The sequence below is a fragment of the Paenibacillus polymyxa genome, assembly GCF_015710975.1.
Taxonomy (GTDB): Bacteria; Bacillota; Bacilli; order Paenibacillales; family Paenibacillaceae; genus Paenibacillus; species Paenibacillus polymyxa.
In genome coordinates, this window is sequence record NZ_CP049783.1 from 5,336,231 (window position 1) to 5,361,833 (window position 25,603).

The window sequence follows — 25,603 nt, forward strand, 5'->3', positions numbered from 1 at the left end:
TGGCTATAACTTTCTTATGTCAATAGTATCTAGAACTGCACAGGCAATCCGGCAAAAGCCTCATGCAACAACTCGAATGAGCGCACACGCTTTTCGATATCCCGTATGCCTGTCGTCACGATCAGTTCATCAGCCTGATACTTCGCTTGTATATCCGTCAGCGCAGCATAGATTTCGTCTTTATTTCCTTTGTTAATTTGTGCTTCTGTAACTTCAATTGTATATTCTTCACCCGATTGCTTACCAAATTCCTCTGCACTTTCCAGCGCGCCCACCGTAGCCGTTTTGCCACTGGCCAGGTGAATCTTGTATAGCTTCTGCTCACCGGCCAACTCCGCTGCTTCCTTGGAAGTATCCGCCACAATAACCGATAGTGCAAAAAGAGCCTTCGGCTCACGTCCATAACTGTAATCGAAAGACTCCCGATACGTACGGAATGAATCCAGTGCAACCTGTTCACTACTATTAATAAATTGCGAGAAAACATAGGGCAACCCCAAACGCGCAGCAATGCCAGCACTGTCTGTGCTAGTGCCCAAAACATAAATATCTGCTGGTGTTTCTGGAATCGGATTCGCCTGTAATCCGGCGAGCGGTCCTTCTTCAGGCGGGATATTATGAATATAGCGGCTTACTTCATCAATTTTCTCTTCAAGAGAAGGCGCATCATGCACGTTGCGTTGTAACGCCTGTGTAGATTTCGGCAACCCGCCTGGCGCACGTCCGATACCCAAATCTACACGCCCCGGTGCAAGAGAGGCTAGCACATTAAAGTTTTCAGCCACTTTATATGGACTGTAATGCTGAAGCATTACCCCGCCAGACCCGATGGTAATACGCTCGGTACGTGCTAATAGATGGGAAATAAGCACCTCTGGTGATGAGCCTGCAACCTGCTCGGAATCATGATGTTCTGATACCCAAAAGCGTGTGAATCCCAGTTCTTCTACACGCTGCGCCAGCTTAATTGTGTTGCGAAGGGCCTGTGCCGCCGTTTCACCCTCGTGTATAGGGCTTTGATCCAATACTCCGATTTTTATGCTCATGTCTCCCTCTCCCGTCAAATGGAATAGTTATATTCTGGTGTAATTCGCTTCAGAAATTGCTGAGTACGTTCCTCTTTGGGGTGATTAAAAATAGCGTCCGGTGTGCCTTCTTCGATAATATGGCCACCATCCATAAAAACCACATGATTAGAAACATCACGCGCAAAGCCCATCTCATGTGTCACAACAATCATTGTTATGCCTTCCTTTGCGATTTTGCGGATCACCGACAGCACCTCACCCACCAGTTCAGGATCTAATGCCGAAGTCGGCTCATCGAACAAAATCACCTCCGGGTTCAGCGCCAAAGCGCGCGCGATGCCGACACGCTGCTGCTGCCCGCCGGATAGCTGGCTCGGATAATGATTCAGTTTTTCGCCGAGGCCAACCTTTTCCAGCACTTCAATACTGATTTTTTTGGCTTCCTCCTGCTTAACCTTGCGGACAACAATGAGTCCCTCCATGACATTTTCCAGCGCAGTTTTATGCTTGAACAAATGATATTGCTGGAACACCATAGCCGTCTTTTTACGCAAGGCCAAGACATCCTTCTTCGCAGGTCGCTTGCAGTTCACGGTAAAATCGCCAATGCTGACTTCTCCGTCATTCGGCTTTTCCAGATAATTAATGCAGCGTAGCAAGGTTGTTTTTCCTGAACCGCTTGGTCCTAAGATAACAACGACCTCGCCTTTGTTTACCGTCAAATCAATGCCTTTGAGCACTTCATGTTTGCCGAACGACTTTGTAATATTTTGCAGACGGATCATGATGCTCGACCTCCATTAAACACATTGATTTTTTTCTCCACCAAGCCGGATATTCGCTCAATCAATACCGTCAAGCCCCAAAATAGCAGTGCTGCCGCAATATACACCTCTAAATATTTCCAGTTGGTGGATGCCAGAATTTCAGCCTGTGCCTGGATTTCCGTGACCGAAACCGTGAAGGCCAAGGTAGAGCCATGCAGCATCCCAATAACCGAATTCGTCAGGTTCGGCAAACTCACCACAAACGCCTGTGGAAATACGATGCGTCTCAATACTTGCCATGTCGTCATACCAACCGCATAAGCCGCCTCAATTTGGCCCTTGTTGACCGACTGGATTCCGGAACGGACGACCTCAGACATATAGGCGCCACTGGTAATGGAGAACGAAATGAGTGCAAATACCATATAAGGAACGTCTTTGGATTGCAGTGACCAACCGAAATGCTTCGCTCCTGCATCAATCAACAAGGGCAAACTGAAATAAATAAGCAGCAGATGCATCAGCATCGGTGTACCTCGGATAAAAGTAACGTAAGCGTGAGAGATTTGCGACAACACAGGAACGTTATAAATTCGTGCCAACGCCGTTATAATCCCGATGACCAACCCTGCTAGCACGGAAACCACTGTAATGATTAAAGTGTTGGGCAACGCCGAGAACAATCCCAAAAAGGCGGTGTATACAAATCCAAAGTCCAGACTCATATGCCTTTACCTCCTTTACTCAGACGAGGACTTCTCAGGTAACGCACCACAAAACCTTTTCGTTTTGCGGGCTCTTTCTGTACTGAATCTCTATGCTCATGCCGGAGAAGCGTATTTTCCAGCACCTTGAATAATTTTTGTACAATCAGACTGATCACCAGATAGATAAGAGACAATGCGATATACGTTTCAACAAAATGCTGGGTAGCCGAGCCTAATGTTTGCGATTTTCCTGTCATCTCCATCGCACCGATGGTAAACGCCAGCGAAGTATCCTTCAAATTACCAATGACCAGATTGGAAAATACGGGAACCACCACAGCCAGCGCTTGTGGCAAGATGATACGTGTAAAAGTCTGATAGCCTGACATGCCGACTGACTGTGCAGCCTCGATTTGTCCCCGATCTACAGCTCCTACACCAGACCTGATAATTTCAGAAATAAAGGCTCCACTGTTGAGCGCATAGGTCGCTACAGCAAACCACAGCACATCCCACCTGGAGGAATTGATATCCACCAGCTTTAGTAACTCTGGCAGGCCGTAATACACCAGAAACAATTGAATTAGAATAGGGGTTCCACGGAAAAAAGAAACATACACCTGAGAAACACGTTTGAGAAATGGAATGTTATACATGCGAGGCAGCGCAACCAACAGACCAATGATCAGTCCCAACACAAGCGAGCTTGCCACAATAAACAAGGTGATGTGCAAATAGGACAGCATTTTCGGGATAAAGCTAAAAACATAATCAATATTGAACTCTCTGCTCATATGCCTGCCTCCTTTCTATACATCAGCGGTCAGAATACATAAAGTACCCTGACCGCTGAAATGTCCAAGTCTGTCCTTACTTCTTACTGCTGGAACCTACTTTTTTCACATCCTCCAGGGACTTTGTGAAGTCCTCTCCAAGCCATTTGATGCTCAGCTTCGACAACGTGCCGTCGTCCTTCACTTCCTGAATGGCTTTGTCCAGGTCATCCGCCAATCCTTGCTCATTTTTGTTCAGTACATAGAGCACATCCGATTGAGTCAAAGGATCACCGACGGTTTTCAGAGCTACTTCTCCTTTTTCATCGGTGTTAAAACGGTTCGCAAAGTCTGTCGTAATGGTCGCATCTATACGGCCGCTCGTAATTTGTTGCACCGTATCATTGGCTGCACCAGACGTATATACGATATTCAGAGCATCCCCGTGGGTTTTGTTATATTCTTTCAGCACATACGCCGCATTACTGGTTGGACTGGTGAGTACCTTTTTCCCTTTTAAATCATCAATGGAATGAACGCTATTATTATCCTTCGCTACAGCCACTCTGTTCAGAAAAATGCTATACGGATTTTTGTTGAACAGATACTTGGCTTCGCGTTCCGGGTTTTTCTCCATTTGATGCGATACCAGATCGATCTTGCCGGCATCGAGACTGAGCAGCAGATTTCCAAAATCCATCGTTTTGAATTCAAACTCGTATTGAGGCAGGCGCTTGTCCAGCTCCTTAATCAGCTCCACATCAAAGCCTGTTAAATTTCCATTTTCGTCAATAAAGCATACATTTTTAAATTGAGTACCTGTGCCTACGATAATTTTCTTCACGTCTCCGCTTGAACCTGACGCACTAGACGTGTCATCTGAGGAACCGCAGCCTGCCAACACCAGAATGATTGCCATAACAGACAATATTGCAAACCACTTTTTCATATGAATCCCCCTCATCTCTTTGCATATCAGCAGTTTGCGACATACATGGTAGCTATAACATTTGATATTTTATAATTCCTATAAGCTTAATTGGTTTTAGGATGTGATTAATTTAACACTTGGAAATCAATACGTCAATCCACCAACCTATAGAACTTTTCTATAACAAAACAGCCTCCCTGAAGCCTTCTGTCAGTGCATCTGCAAAATCCGAGGTCACTGCGCAGTCTTCTTTGGCCGCGATTATGCTAATCTGCATAGATACCCCAGCCACCTCTGGAACATGAATGCGGAACAGCTTCTGATCCTTCACTTCACGGTTCACACAGACATCCGGTAAAAAGGCAATGCCCGCCTCTTGCAATACCAGCTTTTTGGCCGTGACCACATTGTCTACCTGAAAAGCTATATCCGGTGGCTGCTCCAGTGATTCAAAAGATCGATGAATCCTCATCCAATCTAATGATCCGCATTCAAAAAACACCAGTGTTTCACGTTGGATATCCTGTATGCTAGCCTTACCTGTCTTCGTAAACGGATGGCCTTCATATACATACAGGGAAATCGGGTCTTCATAAAATGCAAGCGTACGAATAGCCGGATGCATCACTTTACGGACAAAACTAATGTCTACCTCACGGTTCAACAGCTTATGTACCAGTTGATCCGTCGTAGCCGTCACAATTTTGTAGTTGATTTCCGGATACCGAGCACGAAGCTGCTTTAATATTTCAGGAATAATGTAGTTCGACACCGATATCGTGCAGCCGATTCGAATTTGCTGAGGGGCTTTCTTGCGCTGTTGAAGTTTTTGCTTCCCTTTTTGCAGCACTTGGAGCATCTGCTCTGCATAAGGAAGAAACTTTCGTCCATCCTCGGTCAGAATCGTTTGTTTGCTTTGACGGTCGAATAACTTACACTCAAGCTCGCGTTCCAGCGTCTGAATCCGGGCTGTGACAGAGGGCTGTGACAAGAACAACGCTTCTGCCGCCTTATTAAAACTTCCATAATGATTCACGTATACAAAGGCTTCCATATTCTCGATATTCATACGCAAGTCCCCCAGTAAGTTTTATATACATTTATCCAATGAGTTAACTTGGTTTTTTGTATCATAGAACTCACTTAACGACCTGTCAATGGAAATATTGAAAATATCTATAACTTTAACAGTTCATTTAGTTCTTTAACCGAACGGTCCAATCGTACAACCAACTCTTCGGACAATCCATATGCTCCACCCGGCAGGCGCTCGACCCACTGATCCACCGCATACACCCCACCAAGAATATGTCTTCCCCCCAGCGCGTTGAGCACCGGCTTCAGGGCGTAGTCAATGACCAGCAGATGGGCCAGTGTACCGCCGATAAATAAAGGCAAGACAGGCTTCTCTCTCAGACCTTCCTGCGGAACCAGATCCAGAAATATTTTCAATAGCCCTGAATAGGCGGCTTTATATACTGGCGAAGCCACAATGACGGCATCTGCGTCTGCAAGCAACGCAAGCGATGCTGTGACGTCGGGACTATTAAAGTTAGCTTTGATCAAATCCTCAGCTGGCAAGTCGACCACATTCAGTAATGTAACCTCTGCTCCAGCCTCCCGTAACTGCTCAGTTGCATAGTGAATCAGGCCGTACAAACGGGATTGTGTAGATGGACTGCCTGATAGGATGACAACCTTGGACATCTCATTCCCTCCTTCTGTTATACGTCAACTTTCACTTTGGACCTGGCTGCTGTATAACGATTCTCAGGAATCGGTACGCCCAGGTTTTCACGCAATGTGCTAAATTCATAATCCTGACGGTAAATACCGCGCTCCTGCAAAATAGGCACAACTAGATTTACGAAATCATGTAGGCCCGTTGGCACGTCGGAACCGATAATGAATCCGTCTGCGCCTTTTCCTTCAAACCACTCTTGCACTCGATCCGCCACCTGCTCAGCAGTCCCAATAAAAGAGGTTCTCGGCGTAGCTGAACGTAATGCAACCTCACGCAGGGTCAAATTCTGCTCTTTGGCTGTTCGTTTGATTTTATCTGTACCACTGCGGAATGAATTACTGCCAATACCCTCAAGCTCAGGGAATGGCTCATCCAGCGGATATTGTGAGAAATCATGATGATCGAAAAAACGCCCCAAATATTTTAACGCAGCCTCGATCGTTACTAGATTGGTAATCTCCTCATACTTGCGTTCCGCTTCCTCTGGCGTACTGCCAATAATCGGCGAAATGCCTGGCAAAATGACAATATCCTCTTCTGATCTGCCATAGCGCACCGCACGTTCCTTCACATCACGGTAAAACTGCTGTGCTTCCTCCAAGGTTTCATGTCCTGTAAATACAGCATCCGCTTCCTTGGCAGCCAGGTTTTTGCCATCTTCTGAGGAACCCGCCTGGAAAATGACCGGCTGTCCCTGCTTGGATCGCCCAATGTTAAGCGGACCCTGCACAGAGAAAAACTCACCTTTGTGGTTCAGTGTATGCAGCTTGTCGGGATCAAAGAATACGCCGGCTTCCTTATCACGAACGAACGCATCCTCTTCCCACGAGTCCCACAGTCCTTTGGTCACCTGCAAATATTCATCGGCAATTTTATAACGCTGTGGATGCGATGGATGCTCCCCTTTGTTAAAGTTAAGAGCAGAACCTTCCAGCGGGGAAGTCACTACATTCCAGCCTGCACGCCCTCCACTAATATGATCAATGGAAGAAAACTGGCGTGCTACCGTGAACGGTTCGCTATAGGAAGTCGACAATGTGCCGACCAGTCCGATATGCTTCGTCACCCCAGCCAAAGCAGACAAAATCGTAATTGGCTCAAAACGGTTCAGAAAGTGAGGAATGGATTTTTCGTTAATAAACAAACCGTCTGCGATAAATACGAGATCAAACTTCCCTTCCTCTGCCTTTTGCGCCTGCGTTTTATAAAATTCAAAATTAACACTGGCATCCGCCGGTACATCAGGGTGGCGCCAAGTCGTCATGCTTCCCCCAACACCGTGAATTATCGCACCCAATTTAATCTGTCTATTCTTAGCCATGGCTCTTCCACCTCTCTTGAATATAATTGTTATACCGCTTGATTATAACTTTCCAGCACTTTACCCAGCTCTTCCAGATCCGGGTTAAGAAGTGCTTCATATTTGTTATCTCCGCCTACCTCTACGACAGGAACATAGCGAATACCATATTTGGTCTCCAACACATCACGCAGTGCATCATTACCGTCCACTTGGATATTTTCATACGGCTGATTTTGGGATTCTAGGTACGATTTTATCTCTCCACAAAAATGACAGCCGGTTTTGCTCCACACTACAACTTTAGGTTTGGATGACATATACATACCTCCGCGAGTTTAATGTTTATAATCCCGATTGATTAAATATGAATTATATCTATAATGTATCCTGCTCCCTTCTTTCCGTCAATCGCTTGACTAATAGACAATGGTAATTAAACGATAGAAAATTTTAATTTTATATTGCATTGAATCGGATAGGTGACAGCCTGTTATTTAAATTTGGGTAGATTAGAGTTTAAATGGGACTTGGCGCGGACATCCTTGGAATAGTAGCGCCCTTATGGCGAAATGAAATGAGGTTGGACAAATGCAGGAATGGACCATTGTAGCTTTACGTACGTTATTAGCCATCGTTATTCTTTTTGTGATTACCAAGATTCTCGGAAAACGTCAGGTATCACAGCTTTCCTTGTTCGAATATATAACTGGAATCACCATCGGTAACTTGGCTGCTTCTATCCCTTTGGAACGCGAATCCTCCTGGTACTTGGGTACTGTATCGTTAGCCGTATGGGTACTGACAACACTTGGCATTGAATTTTTGCAAATTAAAAGCAAGAAAGTCAGGGATTTATCAGATGGAAAGACGACAGTCCTAATCAAAGACGGCAAAATTTTAGAGGATAATCTGAGAAAAGAGCGACTCACCCTGGATGAACTCATGGAACAGCTTCGAAGCAAGAATGTATTCAAAGTAGCTGATGTAGAATTTGCTCTTATGGAAACTAGTGGCGAAGTTAATGTGCTGTTAACCAAAGACAAGCAGCCTGTGACGCTTAAGGATCTGAATATGCTGCAGCTACCGGAGAAGGAACCTACAGCAGTCATTATGGATGGACAACTTATGGAGCAACAAATGGCATACATGGGGATTACTCAGCAATGGCTGGATGCCAAGCTAAAGGAAAAGAGTCTAACGGTCAAAGATGTGTTTTTTGCCCAGGTGGACACACAAGGAGAACTATATATTGACCAATATAGCGATAATGTACAACAATCCAAGGTACAGGACTCTAATCAAGCCGTGCTGACTCTATTAGAACAGTGCACTACTGAATTGCAAAAGCTCGCATCTGGCTCCAGTGAGCAGCAAAGAAAACAACTATACGAACAATGCTCACAAAGTTTGAAAGAAGCTATACAGGAGATGAAGCCGGTAAATACATCTAACTCCTGAGCATATACACATAGCCCGTAAGAGTATAAGCATAGGAACAAAAAAAGGAGCGTCCTGCCAGCCGTTTATGGCTTGGAAGACGCTCCTTTTGTAATTACAGGGCCAGTGCGCATTTCATGTTTACACTGTAAAAAAATAATCTCGCTCTACCTTGCTCACTCTTAAACCGAATGCTGTATACCACTCGGATTTCCCTTTCTCCTGTGCTACCTTGTGCAACTCGTTATCCTTCCAATGTTTTATAGCGTCCAAAGACTCCCAATAGGACACTGTGATGCCCACTCCGTTTTGGTTACGAACACTTTCCACACCTAGAAAGCCAGGCTGCTTGGCAGCCAGTTCCACCATTTTGTCCCCCATCTTTCCGTATCCACCATCCCCTTCCGAACGTTCAGAAGTAAAAATAGCTGCATAATAAGGGGGTTGTGGTGTCTTTGCAATTGAACTCATAGGTACCTCCCAGAAATTAATGATTAATCGGCATTTTTCTCAAGTTCGATTATAACCACAAAGCTGAGATAAAAAAAATGAATATATGTGATATTATGTATGAATATATTTCATTCTAAGTTGGAGGACATATGAATTTGTTTAAATATAAGGTCTTTCTTAGCGTAATAGAAGCAGGAAGCTTTACCAAAGCAGGAGAACTTCTCAATCTTACACAATCCGCTATTAGCCATGCCGTTTCCGCTTTGGAGCAGGAATTGGGCCTGACTCTTTTAATTAGAGGACGTTCAGGCATCCAATTGACCAGCAACGGAGAACGTCTGATGAAGCATTTCAGAGAAATCATACAAATGAATGAAAAGCTGTATCAAGAGGTCGCCCTCATCAAAGGATTGGAAACCGGAACTGTAAAGATAGGCACATTCTCAAGTGTATCCATCCATTGGTTGCCTGGGATCATCCAAAAGTTTAACGAGCAGTTCCCACTTATTGAACTAAAGTTGCTTGACGGGAACTACCATGACATTGAAAAATGGATAGCCAGCGGAGAAGCTGATTTTGGCTTCGTTAATCTGCCTACTCTCGATGGACTGGAAGTATTACCGTTAAAAAAAGAAAGAATGCTGTGCGTACTTCCATCTAATCATGTGCTTCGGGAGCAAACAAGCATACGTGTGGATCAGCTTCTCCATGAACCCTTCATTATGCCGGCTTCAGGCTGTGACACAGATGTACAGAGAATTTTTTCCCAGCATAAGCTTGTTCCGAAAATCAAATATGAATTAGAAGATGATCATGCCATTATGGCTATGGTGCAAAATGGCCTGGGCGTAAGTATCCTGCCCGAAATGATTTTAGTGCAAAACCCTTATGAAATTTGTATTCGGCCCTTGGATGGACCATATTTCCGTTCCGTTGGTATCGCTACTGCCTCCTCAAAGAACATGGCTCCAGCCGCCAAGAAGTGTATGGATTTTATTACTGAATGGATCAACTAGTTTCTTCATGTTGGCCAAGGCAACGGATTCTCAAAGCTGGACCAGTCCATTTCCATTTCGCTATCGTCCAGCAGACATTCATCTAGCTCTTCTTCCAAGTTCAGCCGATTCATTCCGATACCGATCATAACGATTTCGTTCAAGCGGTCTCCCCATTGCTCATCCCAATGGTCCAGAACCTCAGGGTTGGCCGCGACGATTTCCTGCTGTTCTTCTTCTGGCAACGCCGCAAGCCAGCTTCCCGCTGGACCAAATTGAATAGATGGCCCTGCCTGGCTGATACTCGCTGCCCAATCCTGGGGGCTGCAATCCAGGCCAAACCCTTGGCGCGAACGATTTCCTCCGGCCAGTAGCTCATAAATTCTGCCAATCTTGCAGGATGGAACGGTCTTCTGCGGCGATAAACAAAGGAGTTGATTCCATATTCGTCCGTCTCCGGTGTGTGGCTTTCCAGCTCCAGCTCGCGAATCCATCCAGCGGATTGACTAGCTTTGTCAAAGTTGAACAGCCCCGTATTTAAAATGTCCGTAGGCGTGACCTTTCCCTTGGAGGTGCGAATGATTCGGGCTTCAGGCTGCAATCTCCGCAGCACACCCTCCAGCTTGTCCAGCTCTGCGGGCTGAACCAGATCGCACTTATTCAGAATCAATACATCACAAGTTTCAATCTGGTCAATTAGCAAGTCCGAGATATCACGTGTGTCATCTTCTCCAGTAGCCTGCTTGCGATCCAGCAGCGTTTCTCCTGATTCAAAGTCATGCCAGAAACGGTTCGCATCGACTACAGTCACCATACAATCCAGTTTTGCCAGCGAAGCTAAATCAATGCCTGTTTCTTCATCAGCGTATGTGAAGGTTTGAGCGATGGGTACGGGTTCACTGATGCCTGTAGATTCGATTAATATATAATCAAACTCACCTTGTTCCGCCAGCTTCTTGACCTCAAGTAATAAATCTTCACGCAATGTACAGCAAATACAGCCATTAGACAACTCGACCAGTTTTTCTTCTGTTCGGGACAAGCCGCCCTCTTTCTTAACCAGCTCGGCATCTATATTCACTTCACTCATGTCATTAACGATGACTGCTACTTTCATTCCGTCTCGATTGTTTAATACATGATTCAGAATCGTCGTTTTTCCTGCACCCAAATACCCGCTCAACACGGTTACCGGGATTGGTTTCTTATTCATTGCTGGTGCACTCCCTTTAATATTGGTTTATTATTGTTTTAATCGTAATTATTACTATTAAATCAGCATTCAGAAATATACATTATTCCTTTTGCTTTGTCAACTGTAAAGAAACTCTTGAAATGAATGATCTTGAGTCATTAATATGAGAAATAACGACACTTAAAGAATTAGGAGAATGCTATGCGCTCAATCTGGTTAGGTGTGTTTGCAGCTTTCTTTTTTGCTTTTACATTTGTTCTCAATCGGTCTATGGAGCTGTCTGGGGGAAGCTGGATCTGGAGTGCTTCGTTACGTTATCTGTTTATGGTTCCTATGCTGTTTGTCATTGTCATGGCCCAGCATAAGCTTAAGCCTCTGTGGAAAGTTATGAAGGAACAACCGGGAAGGTGGCTGTGGTGGAGCTTCATCGGATTTGGTTTATTTTATGCTCCGTTATGCTTCGCATCGCATATTCACCAGGTTGGTTGATCGCAGGAACTTGGCAAATAACCATTATTTCCGGTTCTTTGCTTGTTCCTTTATTTGCTGAGGTTGTCCATACGGAGAACGGACCTGTCAAAGTACGAGGAAAAATCCCTATCCAAGGACTATTGATGTCTCTGATTATTTTAATCGGAATTATTGTGATGCAGATCGAACAGTCGCAATCTATTTCTACTCAAGATTTTTTATTCGGTATATTGCCTGTCATACTGGCTTCTTTCGCATACCCTTTAGGTAATCGTAAAATGATGGAAGTTTGTGCGGGGCGGTTAGATGCCTATCAACGTGTGCTCGGAATGACTATAGCCAGCCTGCCTTTTTGGTTATTGCTTTCGTTATACGGGGTTTTTAGCACAGGATTGCCAAGCAAGGATCAGACCATACAGTCTGCTCTGGTGGCCGTGTTCTCAGGGGTCATTGCTACGGTTTTATTTTTTAAAGCTACAGATCAGGTACGTGGAAATATGCAAAAGCTGGCCACAGTAGAAGCCACACAATCGCTGGAAGTGCTTTTTGCACTAATGGGGGAATTAATCTTTTTGTCTATCCCCATCCCATCTGCTTGGTCATGGCTGGGAATGTTCATCGTTATCCTTGGTATGAGTCTGCATAGCTATGTATCACATCAAAAAACGACTGTTCAGCAAATACGATCTAAAAAGGCAGATTCCGTTTAATGCAAAAGCAGCAGATCATAGAAGAGGCTTCTGATCTGCTGCTTTTTGCCGATTTATGATCAATCCATTACCAAGCGTAGGCTTCTGGTGCAGGTTTTCCCGGACCCGGGAAAATCTCATCCAGCTTGGCAAGCACATCTTCACTTAATTTAACCTCAGGTACCCGCAGCGCATCCTCTAACTGTTCTAATGTACGTGGTCCGATAATTGGAGCCGTCACGGCCGGATGAGATAGCACCCAAGCCAGGGCAATCACGTCTTCCTTTTCGCCCAGCTCGCGGGACAACGCTGCAAATTGCTCCAGCTTCGCACGATTCTGCTCTACCTTTTCCTTGGCACGTGCGCTACGGGAACCAGTACCTGCTAATGCATTGCGTCCCAGCAGTCCGCCCGCCAACGGACTCCATGGAATCACACCCAGACCCAGCTCTTGAGCTGCCGGTAATACTTCAAGCTCAGCTGAGCGTTCGTTCAGGTTGTACAAATGCTGCTCCGATACCAGTCCCAGAAAACGCCGTGCCTTCGCTTCGGCCTGCGCCACCGCAATGTGCCAACCCGCAAAATTACTGGAACCGATATAGCCAACTTGTCCCCGATCCACCACGGACTCAAATACGCCCCATAGCTCATCCCATGACACGTTGCGGTCAATGTGATGCATTTGATATAGCTCTATATGGTCTGTTTGCAGACGTTTCAGCGACGAATCCAAATGACGGCGAATTTTGTATGCAGATAAGCCCGATCCTGCATTGGGCCCGTCATTTTCATTTTTCATGTCTCCATATACCTTGGTCGCCAATACGACCTTCTCGCGTCTTCCACCACCCTGTTGGAACCATCGTCCGATAATTTCTTCTGTCCAGCCTTTACGGTCATGGCCATATACATTAGCCGTATCAAAGAAGTTAATGCCCGCATCCAGCGCGGCATCCATAATTTTAAAAGCATCCTTTTCTTCAGTTTCCGGTCCGAAATTCATTGTGCCTAGACATAACCGACTAACCTTCAAGCCTGACTTTCCTAAGTATGAATATTCCATACTATCTCCCGCCTTTGCTTAAGGATTTTTTTAAATTCCGAAAAATTGCATAAAAAAGACCATACCCACTTCATTCACCAGAATAACCCCCTTTGAAACACCACAAAATGGATTTGAAAAGGTGGATAGCGCATGCAAAAAAGCCTCCGTACCATGCCGAAGCATTACATGCGGAGGCCACCCCTACATACTACACGCCGAATGTTAAGAAAGTGACTTTACGGCGGAGCCGCTCACCTCAGCCACCGTAACTCACTCTCTTTTTAACAATCAAGGAATTAATTTTGTTTCTTTCGCTCGCTCTGCCATTTTCTTCGTATGCTTGCTGAGCGGCTTCTTAAGTACTAATCCAAACAGGAAGCAAATTCCGATAAACACAAACAGCATCACTACATCTCGTGTTACCGTTGAAGGCAACATTCCTCCTACCGTTTCCCGTAGTAGACTAACCGCATAGGTGAACGGTACGAACGGATTCAGGGTCTGAAAGAAAGCTGTACTCGTCGCAATAGGAAATGTGCCCCCTGAACTGGAGAATTGGAGCACCAGCAGGATGACTGCCAGACCCTTCCCGATATTGCCGAACACCGAAACCAAAGTATAGGTCATGGCCGTAAACACTAGACTGATCAGCATAGAGGAGAGTACAAATGCTACTTTGGCATCCACATATGTTCCCAACAGGAACAAATCACCGAGAGATACGCTCAGCGCCTGAAAAATACCAATTGTAGAAAACGTCATGAGCCGTCCAAAATACACCTGGTAGCTTTTATATTGACCTTCCGGGTCATCCACATCTACCCTGAACATGGAGACCAGCAGCATCGCACCTACCCAAATCGATAATGTAGTGTAAAAAGGTGACATCGCAGAACCATAGTTAGGAATCGGGTATATCCGCTCCTGCTTCAGTGATACCGGACTACCGAGGAAATCACTTTCCTTTTTTACATCTCCCTTAAGCAACGCAATAGCTCTTCCGAGGGCATTTTCGCCCTTAAGCTTACGGATCGTGTCTGCTGCCTGACGTATGGAATCCTCGGCAGCAGGAAGATCGGTTCTGACAAAATTGGCTACCTGGTGTACCGCTTTTTCAGCTTCAGGAAATTTGTTTTCAATCAAATCCGCCATTTTAACAAACTGTTGTTCCGCTTTCGGCAAATCATTACGTACAAAGTCTGCCGCCTGATGAATTTTACTTTTAACCGTTGGCAAATCGTGCTTCACGAAGTCTGCTGCTTTGTTCACAGCATTCGTAAACTCGTCCATACGTCCCTGAATCGTCGTAGCGGCTTCATGCAGCTTTTGGCGATATTGTGGCAAGTCCTGCTGGATACGTGTTAGCTCTTGCTGGCCGAATTCAGCTGCGGCCTGTGCATCATTTAATAGCTTATCAATATTCGGGAGCTGCTCTTGAGCTGTGGTCAACACATTGGCAGAATTGCGGGCAACAGATTTGATTTGATCCAGCGCCTTTTGAATGGCAGGAGCATATTCCGTATCATAATTGTCCAAAATGCTGTCAATTCCGCTACTGATTTCTCCTGCAAGGCGGTCAGCATCATCCAGCAGATTTTGGGCAGGCTTCTCACCACGCTGAATAGCATCCCCAATGCTAGTGACCGTGCTATTCAATCGGCGGAAGCGATCCTCTACCCCGTTTACCCGGGAAATAAGTGAATTCAGTGCCTGGCTAGGCAAATATCCGTTCACACGGTTCAGCAGTTGAGAAATATGGTCCAGCACACCTACGGCAGTCGTGAGCCTACCGCTAATCCGATTCGCCGCAGCTTGTGCTGCTTTAGGATCAAAATCCACACCACGAATGATGCCTGTAATCTGTGAAACTTCATTCGCAATTTGTTGAACCAGCTGTAAATCTTCTTTAACTATGGTTCCGATCGAATCAAGCGCACCTTCGTTTTTATCCAGAAAGTCAAGTATACCAGTTGTAAAATCCTTGCCTGTATCGGCTATTTTCTGTACTTCCGGCAGTGCTGTCCGGGCAGCATTAATGACCTTTAGGGCCGTTTGCGTGTCCTCCAAGGCGGTAGCGAGTGCACTTTCTACCTTATTGAAATTCTGATCCAGCTCAACAATTCGGTCACCGGCTTTTTGAATATCGGGCAGTTTTTTTTGTATATCCAAAATAACTGCGGCCACCTTGTCCAGCTCAGGCAGGTTTTTGTCAATTTTAAGCACTAGGTCGCCAGCTCGGTTGATTTCAGGAATTTTTTCCTTCAATGCAATGATCTTTTGGCCCTGAGCCTTAATTTTCGGTAAATTCTGCTCCAGCTCCAATGCCTGCTTACCCAACCGATCGATATCAGGCAACCGATTATTCAGCTCCAACACCCGATTCTCAATGTTGCGAATCGTCGGCAACTCCTCTTCCAGCTTTACTCCGGCTTCCTTTAATTTCGTCAAAACCGCCTGGCTGGCCGTTTCAATAAAGTTTTGGCTAATTTGGTTTGTCAGAGAGGTTGCCCCTGAAGAAGTAATTTTCGGAGCGACCGCGTTGATTTTTTCATTCACAGCATAATCGATCTCCGGCTTCTGCGGATTTTCTGTAAGCACACTCGTAATTTTCTCTGAAAAATCTTTTGGGATCAGCAGGCTGGCATAATAATCACCGTTCAGTACCCCTTTTCGCGCTTCCGCTTCATTGACAAAAGTCCAACCCAGCTTCTTGTTATTTTCAAGGCTATGTATAACCTCGTCGCCGATATTAATCTTTTTACCATTTACCTCAGCACCCTGATCTTGGCTGGTTACTGCAATTTTAATACCTGATGTATTCGCATATGGGTCCCACATTGCTTTCAAATTCACCCATGCGTAGACGGAAGGCAAAAGAATGATGCCAATGACTAATAAAGTCCCGGTCGATACTTTGAATACATTTTTCCAGTCTGTTAAGTAGATTTGCCATATCTTCCGCAACCTCACCACTCCTCATATGTACATTAACCTATCGTCCAGTGTTGTATGCACACGTATTGTAAACGATTTGAGCGGCTGAAGCGAATGTAATAAACGAACTCCATTTGCAGGCATAGCCTCCATCAAATAAAAAGCACCCTATTTATTGATTTGGGGACTCCCCCCCCCATTTGTGAGACAGGGATCAAAACATTGGTTCTTCGCCATTTCGATACCACCTCATTCATGTTTGTAGCTGTGCCTTATTCTTTATTCCCAGTTGCTCCATAACCTCTCTTATCGAAACTCTTGCCAATCTCATTTCAATAGCTTTCATCTTTATTTCTAAGGATAACTCACTCTCGTTGCTAACGTAAAAACACCTCCAAGGTTATCTTCATATCTTACGACATGGCTTGATTCTCTTGAAGGTGTTTTGATTCGTCTCACGTTATGAGGGCAGTTCCTCTTAAGCTGAAGGCAGTACTTTCTTTAGTTTGCGTCTTAGTTTATATTTTGCCAGCAACATATAAAGAGACGGTACCACAAATAAAGTCAGAAGTGTAGAAAACAGCAAACTGCCAGTTACCGCGATTGGAATCATGCAGCCGACCACGTTGATCGGTTGCCTTTTAAGTTTTATTGAGTTATCGTCTCCCGTTAGCTTAATAATGCATTGCTATCAATTTGATACAATATGCTGATCATTTTGATGCGCATCTTCATTAAAGTAATGTTCAAACTGTTTTTCCATTTTATCGGCTACCAAGTTTGTGTAGCGTGAATGCACAATTGCTGTAATGACAAAATAAAGGGAAACTATTGTTAGAAAAAAATAAAGTATATTCATAGAAAAAACCCTCTCCAGAAGATAGATGGATCGAAGATTGTATGGTTCCATTTGACTTTATGTGAGCTGCATTTTTATTTTATAAAACTATTGGTCACTTTTTCTTACCATTCAACCTGATCAAAACGCATGTCTTTATAGTAGAACTCCCTATCATGATCCGTAATCTCACGAAGAACTCTGCATGGATTTCCAACAGCTATTACATTCGCCGGGATATCCTTGGTTACCACACTACCAGCACCAATTACACTCCCTTTGCCAATCGTGACTCCTGGAACAATAATCGCTCCGCTCCCGATCCATGCCCCATCCTCAATGACCACTGGTAATGCAAACATCCCGCCTTCTTTGCGCTTTTCTGGATGTACAGGATGATTCGTTACAGCAATCGTTACATTCGGGCCAAACATGACATCATTACCAATCGTAACTTTATAGTCGTCAACCACGGTTAGATTGAAATTGATATATACATTATTTCCTACGGTCGTATTTGAACCATAAGACATGCGAATTGGCGGCTCCATCCATACATTTTCTCCAATGCTTGCAAAGAGTTGTTTCATTAACGTTTTGCGCATTTCAACATCATCCGGATGCAAATTATTAATTTCATAGCATATTGCCTTACCACGCTGGCGTGCTTTCGCCAACTCTGCAGCCTCTTTCGGATAATTAGCATCGTGATCTGTAAATAATTGTTTGCTAGCCATTCGTTCTTGGATATTCATGCAACATTCTCCCTTATAAATGCTTGTATTTATTAGAGTAAATTGCATAACCCTTAGTTATGATCAGGTTTATGCAAAGTTTCTAGTTATGTTGTTAAGCCACTTAAACTGTCGATATCGAATAAAAGCAATGGGTAATTTAATCATCTCGTCTAAGCTGATGACGATATACAAAAAGATAGGCGGCACTTGCCAAACAAAAGCACATAGGTAACTAAGCGGCAGAATAATAAGCCACATGACAACAGTGTCGCACCAAAATCCAAATTTGGAATCCCCACCAGCCGTAAATATACCCGCTATAGTTGTGGAGTTTAACGATTTGGCCATACAATAATACGCACTAATGTAAAGCATTCCATCTAGGTAACTTTGAGCAATTGAATTCAAATTGACGATGGAGTATACCAATGGTTTAATGAACAGAATCGTGCAGCCTGCAATAACTCCAAATATCAAAGCATAAAAACACATTTTGTTGCCCGCATGCTTTGCCTTCTCGATGTCACCCTGTCCCAAATACTTTCCAACAAGTACAGAGCCTCCAGTAGCTATGCCTCCACAGAGAACAACTGCTAGGTTTTTAACTACAGACGCTATCGAGTTAGCTGCTACCATATCGGAGTTCACATGGCCAATAATTGCAGCCGTAGCGGTAAGAGCTCCTCCCCATACAATATAATTCCCCTGTACAGGCAGAGTATATTTTAAGAAATCTTTTAATAAATTTCGTTGAATGCCATCACGTACAGGCAAACGAAAACGAATGCCCCCCTTGGTTACGGAGTGAATCATACAACATACTAGTTCAATAATCCGTGCTAAAACCGTGGCAAGAGCTACTGCGGAAATGGCCAGTTCGGGTCTTGATGGGAATAAAATAAAAATGCAAAAGGCATTGAACAAAATGTTTAAGATCAAACATAAGGAGCTAATCCACGCACTGAGTTTTGCATTTTCCATACTTCTAATCACACTGAGATACATCTGCGATATTCCCATCACGAGATAAGAAAAGGAATTCATTTGTAAAAACTTAGAGCCATATTGAATCAGTTCAGTATCATTGGTGAATAAATACATAAGTGCCTCTGGAAGAAAGAAGGAAGTCAAAAAAAACAAAATGGAGATACAAAAGGAGAACATGCAAGCAATACTAAGAATGCGCTGTATGGTTGGTAAATCCTCCCTTCCCCAGTATTGCGCAGTCAGGATACTTGCCCCCGCTGACATCCCCATGTAAAACAATGTTAATGCAAAAGTAATTTGCCCTGCGAGTGATACGGCTGACATTGCAGATTGACTAATCATACCCAGCATAAATACACCAACGGATATCACGGTTGCTGATATTAAATTTTGTAATGCAATGGGAATGACGAGCATCATTAACTCTCGATTAAAATCACGATTGCTAGATCCTCTAAATTGTATACGGTTTCTCACCTATACCCTGTCCTCTCGTTGATTTCCACAATATAAGAATAGGATAGTATCATTGTTATTTCCATTAAAATTGGCTATAATTTTATAAAAATCGTATATATTCAAAGGATGATTTTGTTGATGACAAATTTAGAGGTGTTTTCTGATTTATCAGAACGTTTAAATTATAATATTCCTGATTTACCACTTTACGTAAGAAAGGGAAGCCTTCATCAATTTAACAATCATACAGCAGTAGCGCATTGGCATGTGGACGTGGAGTTTATCTACGTATTAAAAGGAGCGATGGATTTCTCTGTTAATGGAACTATCACTCGATTGCAGCAGGGAGATGGACTTTTTGTGAATAGCCAACGCTTGCATTTCGGTTATTCTCTTGCAGACCACAACGATTGTTTATTCCTTGTCATCGTCATTCATCCGTCTATCCTTGGTGTAAAGCCTTCATTTGTTCAAACATACTGGGGGGATAAGTTTAGTTTAATGATGGATGATTTTGTCGTGCTTACAAATCAGATTGATTGGCAGCAAAGAATATTACTTTCCATTCAAGAAATCTATCAGGAAATGCACAAGGACCATACTCCTCCCAATCCGCTTCGTCTGGCATCACAAGCTTTATCTTTGTGTGCTACTATAGGGGATCATTTGCAACCCATTTCTGGGCAATCTGGAGTATTGACACATGTTCAGGAAATGACTCGTTTCATTCATCAAAACTATGATCAAAAAATAACTCTTGAGGAGATCGCATCTGCAGGAGCTGTTTGCAGAAGCCGTTGCTGTACATTATTTAACAAATATGTGGGCCAGACGCCCAACAACTATGTCACTCAATATCGCCTTCAAAAAAGTTGCGAAATGTTAAAAGAAACACGAAGATCCATTAGTGAAATCGCACTTGCCTGCGGTTTTCAAAGTGCTAGCTATTTTTCGTCCATTTTCCATAAACAGATGGGTGTAGTTCCGCAAAATTATCGAAAACAAGTTTCGAATAACGATTCAACTTGAATGGAAGTAATACAAGCTATTTTGGAATAATATGGATTACAACAGTCTTTCAACTCAAATATTATTTTGTCAAAAGCGTAATATAGAAATTCAAACAATAAGGAGTACGGGCACTGCAACTCAAATGATAAAGAGCGGGGCAATCACACCATTGCCCCGCTCTTTTACAGAATACAATACCATTTGACAGACAAGGGTCACTGCAAATCCAGTATTTTTTGAATCGTGAGAAGAACACCATTTTCTTCGTTTGACTTAGTAATGAAGTTTGCTGCCTTTTTAGTATTTTCACAAGCATTACTCACTGCAAAGCTGTATTTCGCGATTGCCATGAGTTCCACATCATTCTCGCCGTCACCAAATGACATTGTTTCCTCAAATGTGACGCCCAACATTTCTTGCAGTTTCTTTACTGTCTCACCTTTATGCGTATGCAATGCCGTGATATCCAGCCATCTAGCTTCAGAATCAACAATATAAATTTGTCCACCCAACGTATTCTCAACATGTGCTCTTAATGCTGTACTTCGCCCCTCCGTGTCGAAGACCGTGATTTTGATAAAACGGCTATCTATGTTTGCAAAAGAGTCTGTTTTTAATACACGTTCATAGGAGCCTTTAACAACTTTATACATATCTTCTGAAATGGAAGAATGAACGTACGCAGCATCACTTGCACATACAATAAGCGTCATATTGTTGTCGAAGTCTTGAATTTGATCAATCGCCTGTAGAGCTAGATCCCGATCAATACTAAACTCTTTAACCACTTGGCCATCTTTTTTAATTCGAGCAGCACTGTCACCCAGTATCCAAACTCCCTTGCCATGTTCGTCAAACAATTTTTCAACACGTTCACATTGTTTACCTGTACATGCGACAAATGTGACTCCTTTTTGCTGCATCTCTGCATAAACTTTTTTGAAAAGTTCGACATCGTACTGACTTTTATTGTTCAGAAATGTTCCGTCTAGATCCGTGACTACAAGTTTAATCATACTTATGCCCTCCAGTTTTTTGCTTATCTTTTTTGTCCTTTTGATTGAAATGATCTACATGTTTCACTTGCATGTTTTCCACAAGAATTTGAATTTTTTGCGAATATACAATTGCGCTGATGATAAAATACGAATCTGTCAAAATGCATGTGGTCAATATAATTCCCACTAATATTCCCATGAGTATTCGCTTCCTGTGAAGTTCATAAAGGTCTTTTTTCAGATACTTTATAATGAATATTTAAAAAGTATCTAAAAAAATTCAAAACGAGTTGGTAACATGCTTATCTATGATCTCTCGCTACAAAACAAGATTAAAATATGTAACTGGTTTCATGTCAATAAATTATTTTCAGTACATCAGACTTTAGCGTGGAATGAAACGATTCGATAGGGGCATGATCAGTGGGTGTTCCTTTACGGGACATGCTCATGGTTATGCCTTTCCCTTTACTGCAGCTTGATAAGCCTGTGACGTATATACGCTTCCCTGAACGCTATGGAGCAGCATGCTTGTCTATTTTAGAAGTTGATTCAGCGTACCCACAACCAAGGACGTATCTTGCTTGTCCGCTATACTGTAAGCCACAATCTCCCCGTTGTACAGGTCTAGAATGCTAGAGAAGTACAATATCTTTCCGCCAAACGGTAAATTTTTCCCACAACAGTAGTCGTGCCTTTTTTAAGAATGTATATTCGTTTTTCTATATTTTCACGGTATATCCATTCAGGTTAATCCCAAAAAGAGACATACACATAATCCTTAGACGTGGCATAAAAGTAAAGATTTGCTTAACCCAAAAGAGCCCCTCAAGGCCTAAACGATAGGCTCAAGGAGCTTCTGATGTACAACATTATCCATTCTTCAGCAATCTGGTCGGCGAAAATCCTGCGCCATGACGCAGTTTCCGCTTTTCCAACCGTTTGTGCAGCGAACGGTTATACAGAACCTGAATGACAAAATACGAAATTATGCCCAGCACCACACCGAAAATAGACATGCCGATCAGGATGTGGAGGCCTCCGTGCAGTAAGTCTCTGAATACAGACCAGTTGCCGTGAAAAAGCTCCATAAAAGAATGCTCGTGAAGTCGACCGCCCCTGACATGTACCGGATAATGTGATGGATAAATCCAAGCTCCCAGTTGCTTGGCGAATGGCATCAGTACAATCGGCAAAAAGGTCAGCTTGCCGACAACGTTACCCACAATGGCCGCAGGCAGCGAACCACCGGACAGCCGAACAATCGGGTAAAACACGAGGTATACGAGAGAGGCCGTGGAAATTACGATCATCTCCAGACCAAAGCCAATGGCGAAGCCCAAAGAGATCTTTTTAACTCCACCAGGGGCGCGCAACAGCTTAATAAAATTCAGACGAATCGCCCGCCATATATTTTGAAACACATTGTATTTCTTCCTTGATTTATGAGGTTTGAGCCTTTTCGGATTGAACTTTATCAATAGGAGGACTCCTTCAACAGTACAAATTCAAGTTTAGGAATGAGTTCAAATAACTCCCCATCCTTACTTAGTCTATACTGTCATTATAACCCTCAGCGTTCGAAAAGCAATGCTATTCCGCCTGTTTCGCTATTTTAGAACACAATTCGCTTATTGACATCGCTGGATAGAGGTACAAGGTCCCAAATCTCAGCCGCGTATTGCTGGATTGTACAATCACTGGAGAACTTCCCGGAATGGGCCATATTTACAATAGCACGTCGTGTCCACTCCGAAGGATTGCGATACACCTGTTCAATATGAACCTGCGTATCTACATAAGCTGCAAAATCCTTAAGCACAAAGTATTCATCATTATGATCAATCAGAGATTGATAAATGGCCTCAAATTCCCGTTCATGCCGCGTAAAAGGTGCATCGTTCACCAGTTGATCCAGCACTTCACGCAATCTTTCATCACTGTTGGCTGTTTTGCGTGCCGAATACTGTCCATTCCGATAATAGTCTTCAATCTGATCTACCTTCAATCCAAAAATGAACATGTTGGCATCGCCTACCATTTCATGCATTTCAACATTAGCTCCGTCCAATGTACCCAGTGTGAGCGCGCCGTTCATCATAAATTTCATGTTCCCTGTGCCTGATGCTTCCTTGCCTGCCGTAGAAATCTGTTCACTGACATCCGCCGCAGGAATAATCAGCTCCGCCAGCGAGACCGAATAATTTTCAAGGAAAACGACTTTCAGCTTGTCCTTAACATCTACATCCCGATTGATCGTGTCCGCCACATTATTTATGAGCTTAATCGTCTGTTTAGCGAGAAAATAACCAGGGGCTGCTTTCGCGCCAAAAATAAATGTGCGTGGCGTAACATCCAGCGCAGGATTACTTTTGAGCTGGTTATATAGATGCATCACATGCAAAATATTGAGCAGTTGTCGCTTATATCCGTGCAACCGTTTGACCTGTACATCAAAAATGGAGGATGTATCCAGTCGTACGCCCTGTTTTGCAAACACATGCTCAGCAAGCCTGACCTTATTATTTCGCTTAATCACCTGAATCCGTTCTTGGAACGATTCGTCCCCACTGTAGCGAAGCAGGTCAATGAGTTCGCGTGGACGGGTTCTCCAACGTGTACCGATAGTCTCATCATACAAGCTTGCCAGCTCCGGGTTGGCATGCATCAGCCAGCGTCTATGAGCAATTCCGTTTGTTTTATTATTAAACCGGTCAGGATACAATTCATGAAAGGACTTCATCTCTCGTTCCTTCAAGATTTGCGTATGCAGTGCAGCTACCCCATTCACACTGTAGCTGCCGACGATGGCCAAATGAGCCATACGTATTTGTTCACCGTGAATAATCGCCATTTCACCAATTTTGATGTCCTGACCCGGATAACGCTCTAATAGCATAGCGCAATAACGTTTGTTCATTTCTTCAATGATCAAGTAAATCCGGGGGAGCAGCTCTCTCACCATGTTGACGGGCCATTGTTCCAGCGCCTCACTTAATATCGTATGATTCGTATATGAAACGGTCCGTGTCGTAATATCCCATGCTTCGTCCCACCCCAAGCCTTTCACGTCCATCAAAATACGCATCAGTTCCGGTATAACCAGCGTCGGATGGGTATCGTTAATGTGCAGTGCTATTTTATCAGGCAATTGACTGTAAGGTAAACGAAGCTTCTCAAACGTACGCAAAATGCTCTGTAATCCGGCCGAGCAGAGGAAATACTGCTGCTTCAAGCGAAGCAGCTTACCCTCATAATTGGAATCATCCGGATAGAGAAATGCCGAGATGGACTCTACCGATCGATTGTAATCGAGAAAGCGGTAATATCCGCCCTCGCCTCGAATCGGTCCTCGAACGGGATCAAGCGCGGATTCCGCACTCCAAATCCGTAGCGTATTCACCTGCGCATGACCATAGCCGACCAGCGGAATATCGTAAGGGACGGCCCAGACCGTCTCGGCATCCTGTGTCTCGAACACAAGACGCCCCTCCTGTTCACGAGTTTCCACACGCCCCCAAAAATGAACCTCGACCTTTTTGTCAGGACGACGTTCCTCCCATACATTCCCTTTCTGTAGCCAGTAATCCGGCAGTTCCACCTGATTTCCGTCTACAATACGCTGCTCAAACAGGCCATATTTATATCGAATCCCGCAGCCATGCCCTGCATAGCCAAGGGATGCTAATGAGTCCATGAAGCAAGCCGCCAGACGGCCGAGACCCCCATTGCCTAGCCCTGCGTCTGCTTCCTGTTCCTCGATTTCCTCCAGATTCCATCCCAATTCCCCCAATGCCTGCCGAACCATATCCAATACGCCCAAATTCAGCAAATTACTACCCAATAGACGACCTATTAAAAATTCCAATGAAAAATAATAAATCTGCTTCACTTGTCCTTCTTTGTAGGCTTGGTTCGTTTCTGCCCAATTCTTGCCGACTTGTTCACGAATCATGCCGCCCAAAACCTTATATACGTCTTCCGACTGAGCCTCCTGCATCGGTTTACCCAGTCTTCCGACTAGTTGCTCTCGAAAGGCCTGCTTAAATGCTTCTTTATTGCTGAACAAAGTGGTACCTCCTGTTAATTCCGTTTTAATGG

General features: G+C 43.9%; 21 protein-coding genes and 3 pseudogenes. 4 read left to right on the top strand and 20 right to left on the bottom strand.

All coding sequences use genetic code 11. From position 1 onward, the window contains the following. Positions 1-29 precede the first annotated feature (29 nt). The 9 genes from G7035_RS24130 to G7035_RS24170 form a co-directional block, all read right to left on the bottom strand. Positions 30-1,046 carry an LLM class flavin-dependent oxidoreductase gene (locus G7035_RS24130; protein WP_019687083.1) on the bottom strand — a complete coding sequence of 339 codons (1,017 nt, stop codon included), beginning with the start codon at positions 1,044-1,046 and terminating at the stop codon, positions 30-32. Positions 1,047-1,060: 14 nt separating this feature from the next. Next, a complete protein-coding gene (locus G7035_RS24135) occupies positions 1,061-1,813 on the bottom strand; it encodes an amino acid ABC transporter ATP-binding protein (RefSeq protein ID WP_019687082.1) in 753 nt (250 codons plus the stop codon). Then, a complete protein-coding gene (locus G7035_RS24140; protein ID WP_016821111.1) occupies positions 1,810-2,520 on the bottom strand; it encodes an amino acid ABC transporter permease in 711 nt (236 codons plus the stop codon). Before G7035_RS24140 ends, G7035_RS24135 begins: the two co-directional genes overlap by 4 nt. Beyond that, positions 2,517-3,296, bottom strand: a complete 780-nt coding sequence (locus tag G7035_RS24145; protein WP_019687081.1) for an amino acid ABC transporter permease — start codon at positions 3,294-3,296, stop codon at positions 2,517-2,519. Before G7035_RS24145 ends, G7035_RS24140 begins: the two co-directional genes overlap by 4 nt. 76 nt (positions 3,297-3,372) lie before the next feature. Then, complete coding sequence (locus tag G7035_RS24150) at positions 3,373-4,224, bottom strand: transporter substrate-binding domain-containing protein (protein ID WP_019687080.1); 852 nt, start codon at positions 4,222-4,224, stop codon at positions 3,373-3,375. Between the two features lie 160 nt (positions 4,225-4,384). Continuing rightward, positions 4,385-5,275: a LysR family transcriptional regulator gene (locus G7035_RS24155; RefSeq protein ID WP_019687079.1), complete on the bottom strand. Its 891-nt coding sequence runs from the start codon at positions 5,273-5,275 to the stop codon at positions 4,385-4,387. A gap of 107 nt (positions 5,276-5,382) precedes the next feature. Continuing rightward, the gene (gene ssuE, locus G7035_RS24160) at positions 5,383-5,913 is read right to left on the bottom strand and encodes an NADPH-dependent FMN reductase (protein ID WP_016821107.1); all 531 of its coding nucleotides are present in this window, start codon (positions 5,911-5,913) and stop codon (positions 5,383-5,385) included. 17 nt (positions 5,914-5,930) lie between these two features. Next, a complete protein-coding gene (locus G7035_RS24165; protein ID WP_019687078.1) occupies positions 5,931-7,271 on the bottom strand; it encodes an LLM class flavin-dependent oxidoreductase in 1,341 nt (446 codons plus the stop codon). 29 nt (positions 7,272-7,300) lie between these two features. Next, positions 7,301-7,570: a glutaredoxin family protein gene (locus G7035_RS24170; protein WP_017428368.1), complete on the bottom strand. Its 270-nt coding sequence runs from the start codon at positions 7,568-7,570 to the stop codon at positions 7,301-7,303. Positions 7,571-7,841: 271 nt separating this feature from the next. Here G7035_RS24170 and G7035_RS24175 point away from each other — a divergent pair, with 271 nt between their 5' ends. After that, entirely contained in the window at positions 7,842-8,711 is an 870-nt protein-coding gene (locus G7035_RS24175; protein WP_019687077.1) for a DUF421 domain-containing protein, read from the top strand. A gap of 120 nt (positions 8,712-8,831) precedes the next feature. Here G7035_RS24175 and G7035_RS24180 read toward each other — a convergent pair whose 3' ends face one another. Next, on the bottom strand, positions 8,832-9,161 hold the full coding sequence (locus G7035_RS24180) for an antibiotic biosynthesis monooxygenase family protein (RefSeq protein ID WP_019687076.1): 330 nt from the start codon (positions 9,159-9,161) through the stop codon (positions 8,832-8,834). A gap of 131 nt (positions 9,162-9,292) precedes the next feature. Here G7035_RS24180 and G7035_RS24185 point away from each other — a divergent pair, with 131 nt between their 5' ends. Continuing rightward, positions 9,293-10,159 carry a LysR family transcriptional regulator gene (locus tag G7035_RS24185; RefSeq protein ID WP_017428365.1) on the top strand — a complete coding sequence of 289 codons (867 nt, stop codon included), beginning with the start codon at positions 9,293-9,295 and terminating at the stop codon, positions 10,157-10,159. A 5-nt stretch (positions 10,160-10,164) separates the two neighbouring features. On the opposite strand, the pseudogene G7035_RS24190 reads toward G7035_RS24185, so the two are convergent. Continuing rightward, positions 10,165-11,351, bottom strand: a pseudogene (locus G7035_RS24190) (GTP-binding protein). A gap of 183 nt (positions 11,352-11,534) precedes the next feature. On the opposite strand from G7035_RS24190, the pseudogene G7035_RS24195 reads away from it, so the two are divergent. Continuing rightward, positions 11,535-12,514: pseudogene (locus tag G7035_RS24195) on the top strand (DMT family transporter). A gap of 67 nt (positions 12,515-12,581) precedes the next feature. On the opposite strand, the gene G7035_RS24200 reads toward G7035_RS24195, so the two are convergent. The 4 genes from G7035_RS24200 to G7035_RS24215 form a co-directional block, all read right to left on the bottom strand. Then, positions 12,582-13,556, bottom strand: a complete 975-nt coding sequence (locus G7035_RS24200) for an aldo/keto reductase (RefSeq protein WP_017428362.1) — start codon at positions 13,554-13,556, stop codon at positions 12,582-12,584. A 270-nt stretch (positions 13,557-13,826) separates the two neighbouring features. After that, positions 13,827-16,502, bottom strand: coding sequence for a YhgE/Pip domain-containing protein (locus tag G7035_RS24205; RefSeq protein ID WP_019687074.1), 2,676 nt, complete (start codon positions 16,500-16,502; stop codon positions 13,827-13,829). A gap of 933 nt (positions 16,503-17,435) precedes the next feature. After that, entirely contained in the window at positions 17,436-18,065 is a 630-nt protein-coding gene (locus tag G7035_RS24210) for a sugar O-acetyltransferase (RefSeq protein WP_017428360.1), read from the bottom strand. Between the two features lie 69 nt (positions 18,066-18,134). After that, positions 18,135-19,511, bottom strand: a complete 1,377-nt coding sequence (locus tag G7035_RS24215) for an MATE family efflux transporter (protein WP_019687073.1) — start codon at positions 19,509-19,511, stop codon at positions 18,135-18,137. A gap of 120 nt (positions 19,512-19,631) precedes the next feature. Between G7035_RS24215 and G7035_RS24220 the strand changes: the two genes are divergently transcribed. Next, on the top strand, positions 19,632-20,522 hold the full coding sequence (locus tag G7035_RS24220; protein WP_019687072.1) for an AraC family transcriptional regulator: 891 nt from the start codon (positions 19,632-19,634) through the stop codon (positions 20,520-20,522). A gap of 197 nt (positions 20,523-20,719) precedes the next feature. Here the strand turns inward: G7035_RS24220 and G7035_RS24225 are convergent, their stop codons facing one another. The 5 genes and pseudogenes from G7035_RS24225 to G7035_RS24240 all read right to left on the bottom strand — a co-directional run bounded on the left by G7035_RS24225 (position 20,720) and on the right by G7035_RS24240 (position 25,571). Beyond that, complete coding sequence (locus G7035_RS24225) at positions 20,720-21,520, bottom strand: Cof-type HAD-IIB family hydrolase (RefSeq protein ID WP_019687071.1); 801 nt, start codon at positions 21,518-21,520, stop codon at positions 20,720-20,722. Further along, positions 21,513-21,701, bottom strand: coding sequence for a hypothetical protein (locus G7035_RS24230; RefSeq protein ID WP_019687070.1), 189 nt, complete (start codon positions 21,699-21,701; stop codon positions 21,513-21,515). Before G7035_RS24230 ends, G7035_RS24225 begins: the two co-directional genes overlap by 8 nt. 178 nt (positions 21,702-21,879) lie before the next feature. Further along, positions 21,880-22,172, bottom strand: a pseudogene (locus G7035_RS27600) (transposase); the annotation flags it as partial. Positions 22,173-22,374: 202 nt separating this feature from the next. Continuing rightward, the gene (locus G7035_RS24235) at positions 22,375-22,983 is read right to left on the bottom strand and encodes a DUF2062 domain-containing protein (protein WP_016821089.1); all 609 of its coding nucleotides are present in this window, start codon (positions 22,981-22,983) and stop codon (positions 22,375-22,377) included. A gap of 134 nt (positions 22,984-23,117) precedes the next feature. Then, positions 23,118-25,571 carry a glycogen/starch/alpha-glucan phosphorylase gene (locus G7035_RS24240; protein ID WP_019687069.1) on the bottom strand — a complete coding sequence of 818 codons (2,454 nt, stop codon included), beginning with the start codon at positions 25,569-25,571 and terminating at the stop codon, positions 23,118-23,120. Between the last annotated feature and the right edge of the window lie 32 nt (positions 25,572-25,603).

Excerpts from the sequence above, each read along its gene's own strand:
- G7035_RS24230 (WP_019687070.1), bottom strand. The coding sequence starts at position 21,701 with ATGGGAATATTAGTGGGAATTATATTGACCACATGCATTTTGACAGAT.
- G7035_RS24170 (WP_017428368.1), bottom strand. The coding sequence starts at position 7,570 with ATGTCATCCAAACCTAAAGTTGTAGTGTGGAGCAAAACCGGCTGTCAT.
- G7035_RS24155 (WP_019687079.1), bottom strand. The coding sequence starts at position 5,275 with ATGAATATCGAGAATATGGAAGCCTTTGTATACGTGAATCATTATGGA.
- G7035_RS24185 (WP_017428365.1), top strand. The coding sequence starts at position 9,293 with ATGAATTTGTTTAAATATAAGGTCTTTCTTAGCGTAATAGAAGCAGGA.
- G7035_RS24165 (WP_019687078.1), bottom strand. The coding sequence starts at position 7,271 with ATGGCTAAGAATAGACAGATTAAATTGGGTGCGATAATTCACGGTGTT.
- G7035_RS24220 (WP_019687072.1), top strand. The coding sequence starts at position 19,632 with ATGACAAATTTAGAGGTGTTTTCTGATTTATCAGAACGTTTAAATTAT.
- G7035_RS24145 (WP_019687081.1), bottom strand. The coding sequence starts at position 3,296 with ATGAGCAGAGAGTTCAATATTGATTATGTTTTTAGCTTTATCCCGAAA.
- G7035_RS24140 (WP_016821111.1), bottom strand. The coding sequence starts at position 2,520 with ATGAGTCTGGACTTTGGATTTGTATACACCGCCTTTTTGGGATTGTTC.
- G7035_RS24130 (WP_019687083.1), bottom strand. The coding sequence starts at position 1,046 with ATGAGCATAAAAATCGGAGTATTGGATCAAAGCCCTATACACGAGGGT.
- G7035_RS24175 (WP_019687077.1), top strand. The coding sequence starts at position 7,842 with ATGCAGGAATGGACCATTGTAGCTTTACGTACGTTATTAGCCATCGTT.
- G7035_RS24200 (WP_017428362.1), bottom strand. The coding sequence starts at position 13,556 with ATGGAATATTCATACTTAGGAAAGTCAGGCTTGAAGGTTAGTCGGTTA.
- G7035_RS24180 (WP_019687076.1), bottom strand. The coding sequence starts at position 9,161 with ATGAGTTCAATTGCAAAGACACCACAACCCCCTTATTATGCAGCTATT.
- G7035_RS24150 (WP_019687080.1), bottom strand. The coding sequence starts at position 4,224 with ATGAAAAAGTGGTTTGCAATATTGTCTGTTATGGCAATCATTCTGGTG.
- ssuE (WP_016821107.1), bottom strand. The coding sequence starts at position 5,913 with ATGTCCAAGGTTGTCATCCTATCAGGCAGTCCATCTACACAATCCCGT.
- G7035_RS24225 (WP_019687071.1), bottom strand. The coding sequence starts at position 21,520 with ATGATTAAACTTGTAGTCACGGATCTAGACGGAACATTTCTGAACAAT.
- G7035_RS24210 (WP_017428360.1), bottom strand. The coding sequence starts at position 18,065 with ATGAATATCCAAGAACGAATGGCTAGCAAACAATTATTTACAGATCAC.
- G7035_RS24135 (WP_019687082.1), bottom strand. The coding sequence starts at position 1,813 with ATGATCCGTCTGCAAAATATTACAAAGTCGTTCGGCAAACATGAAGTG.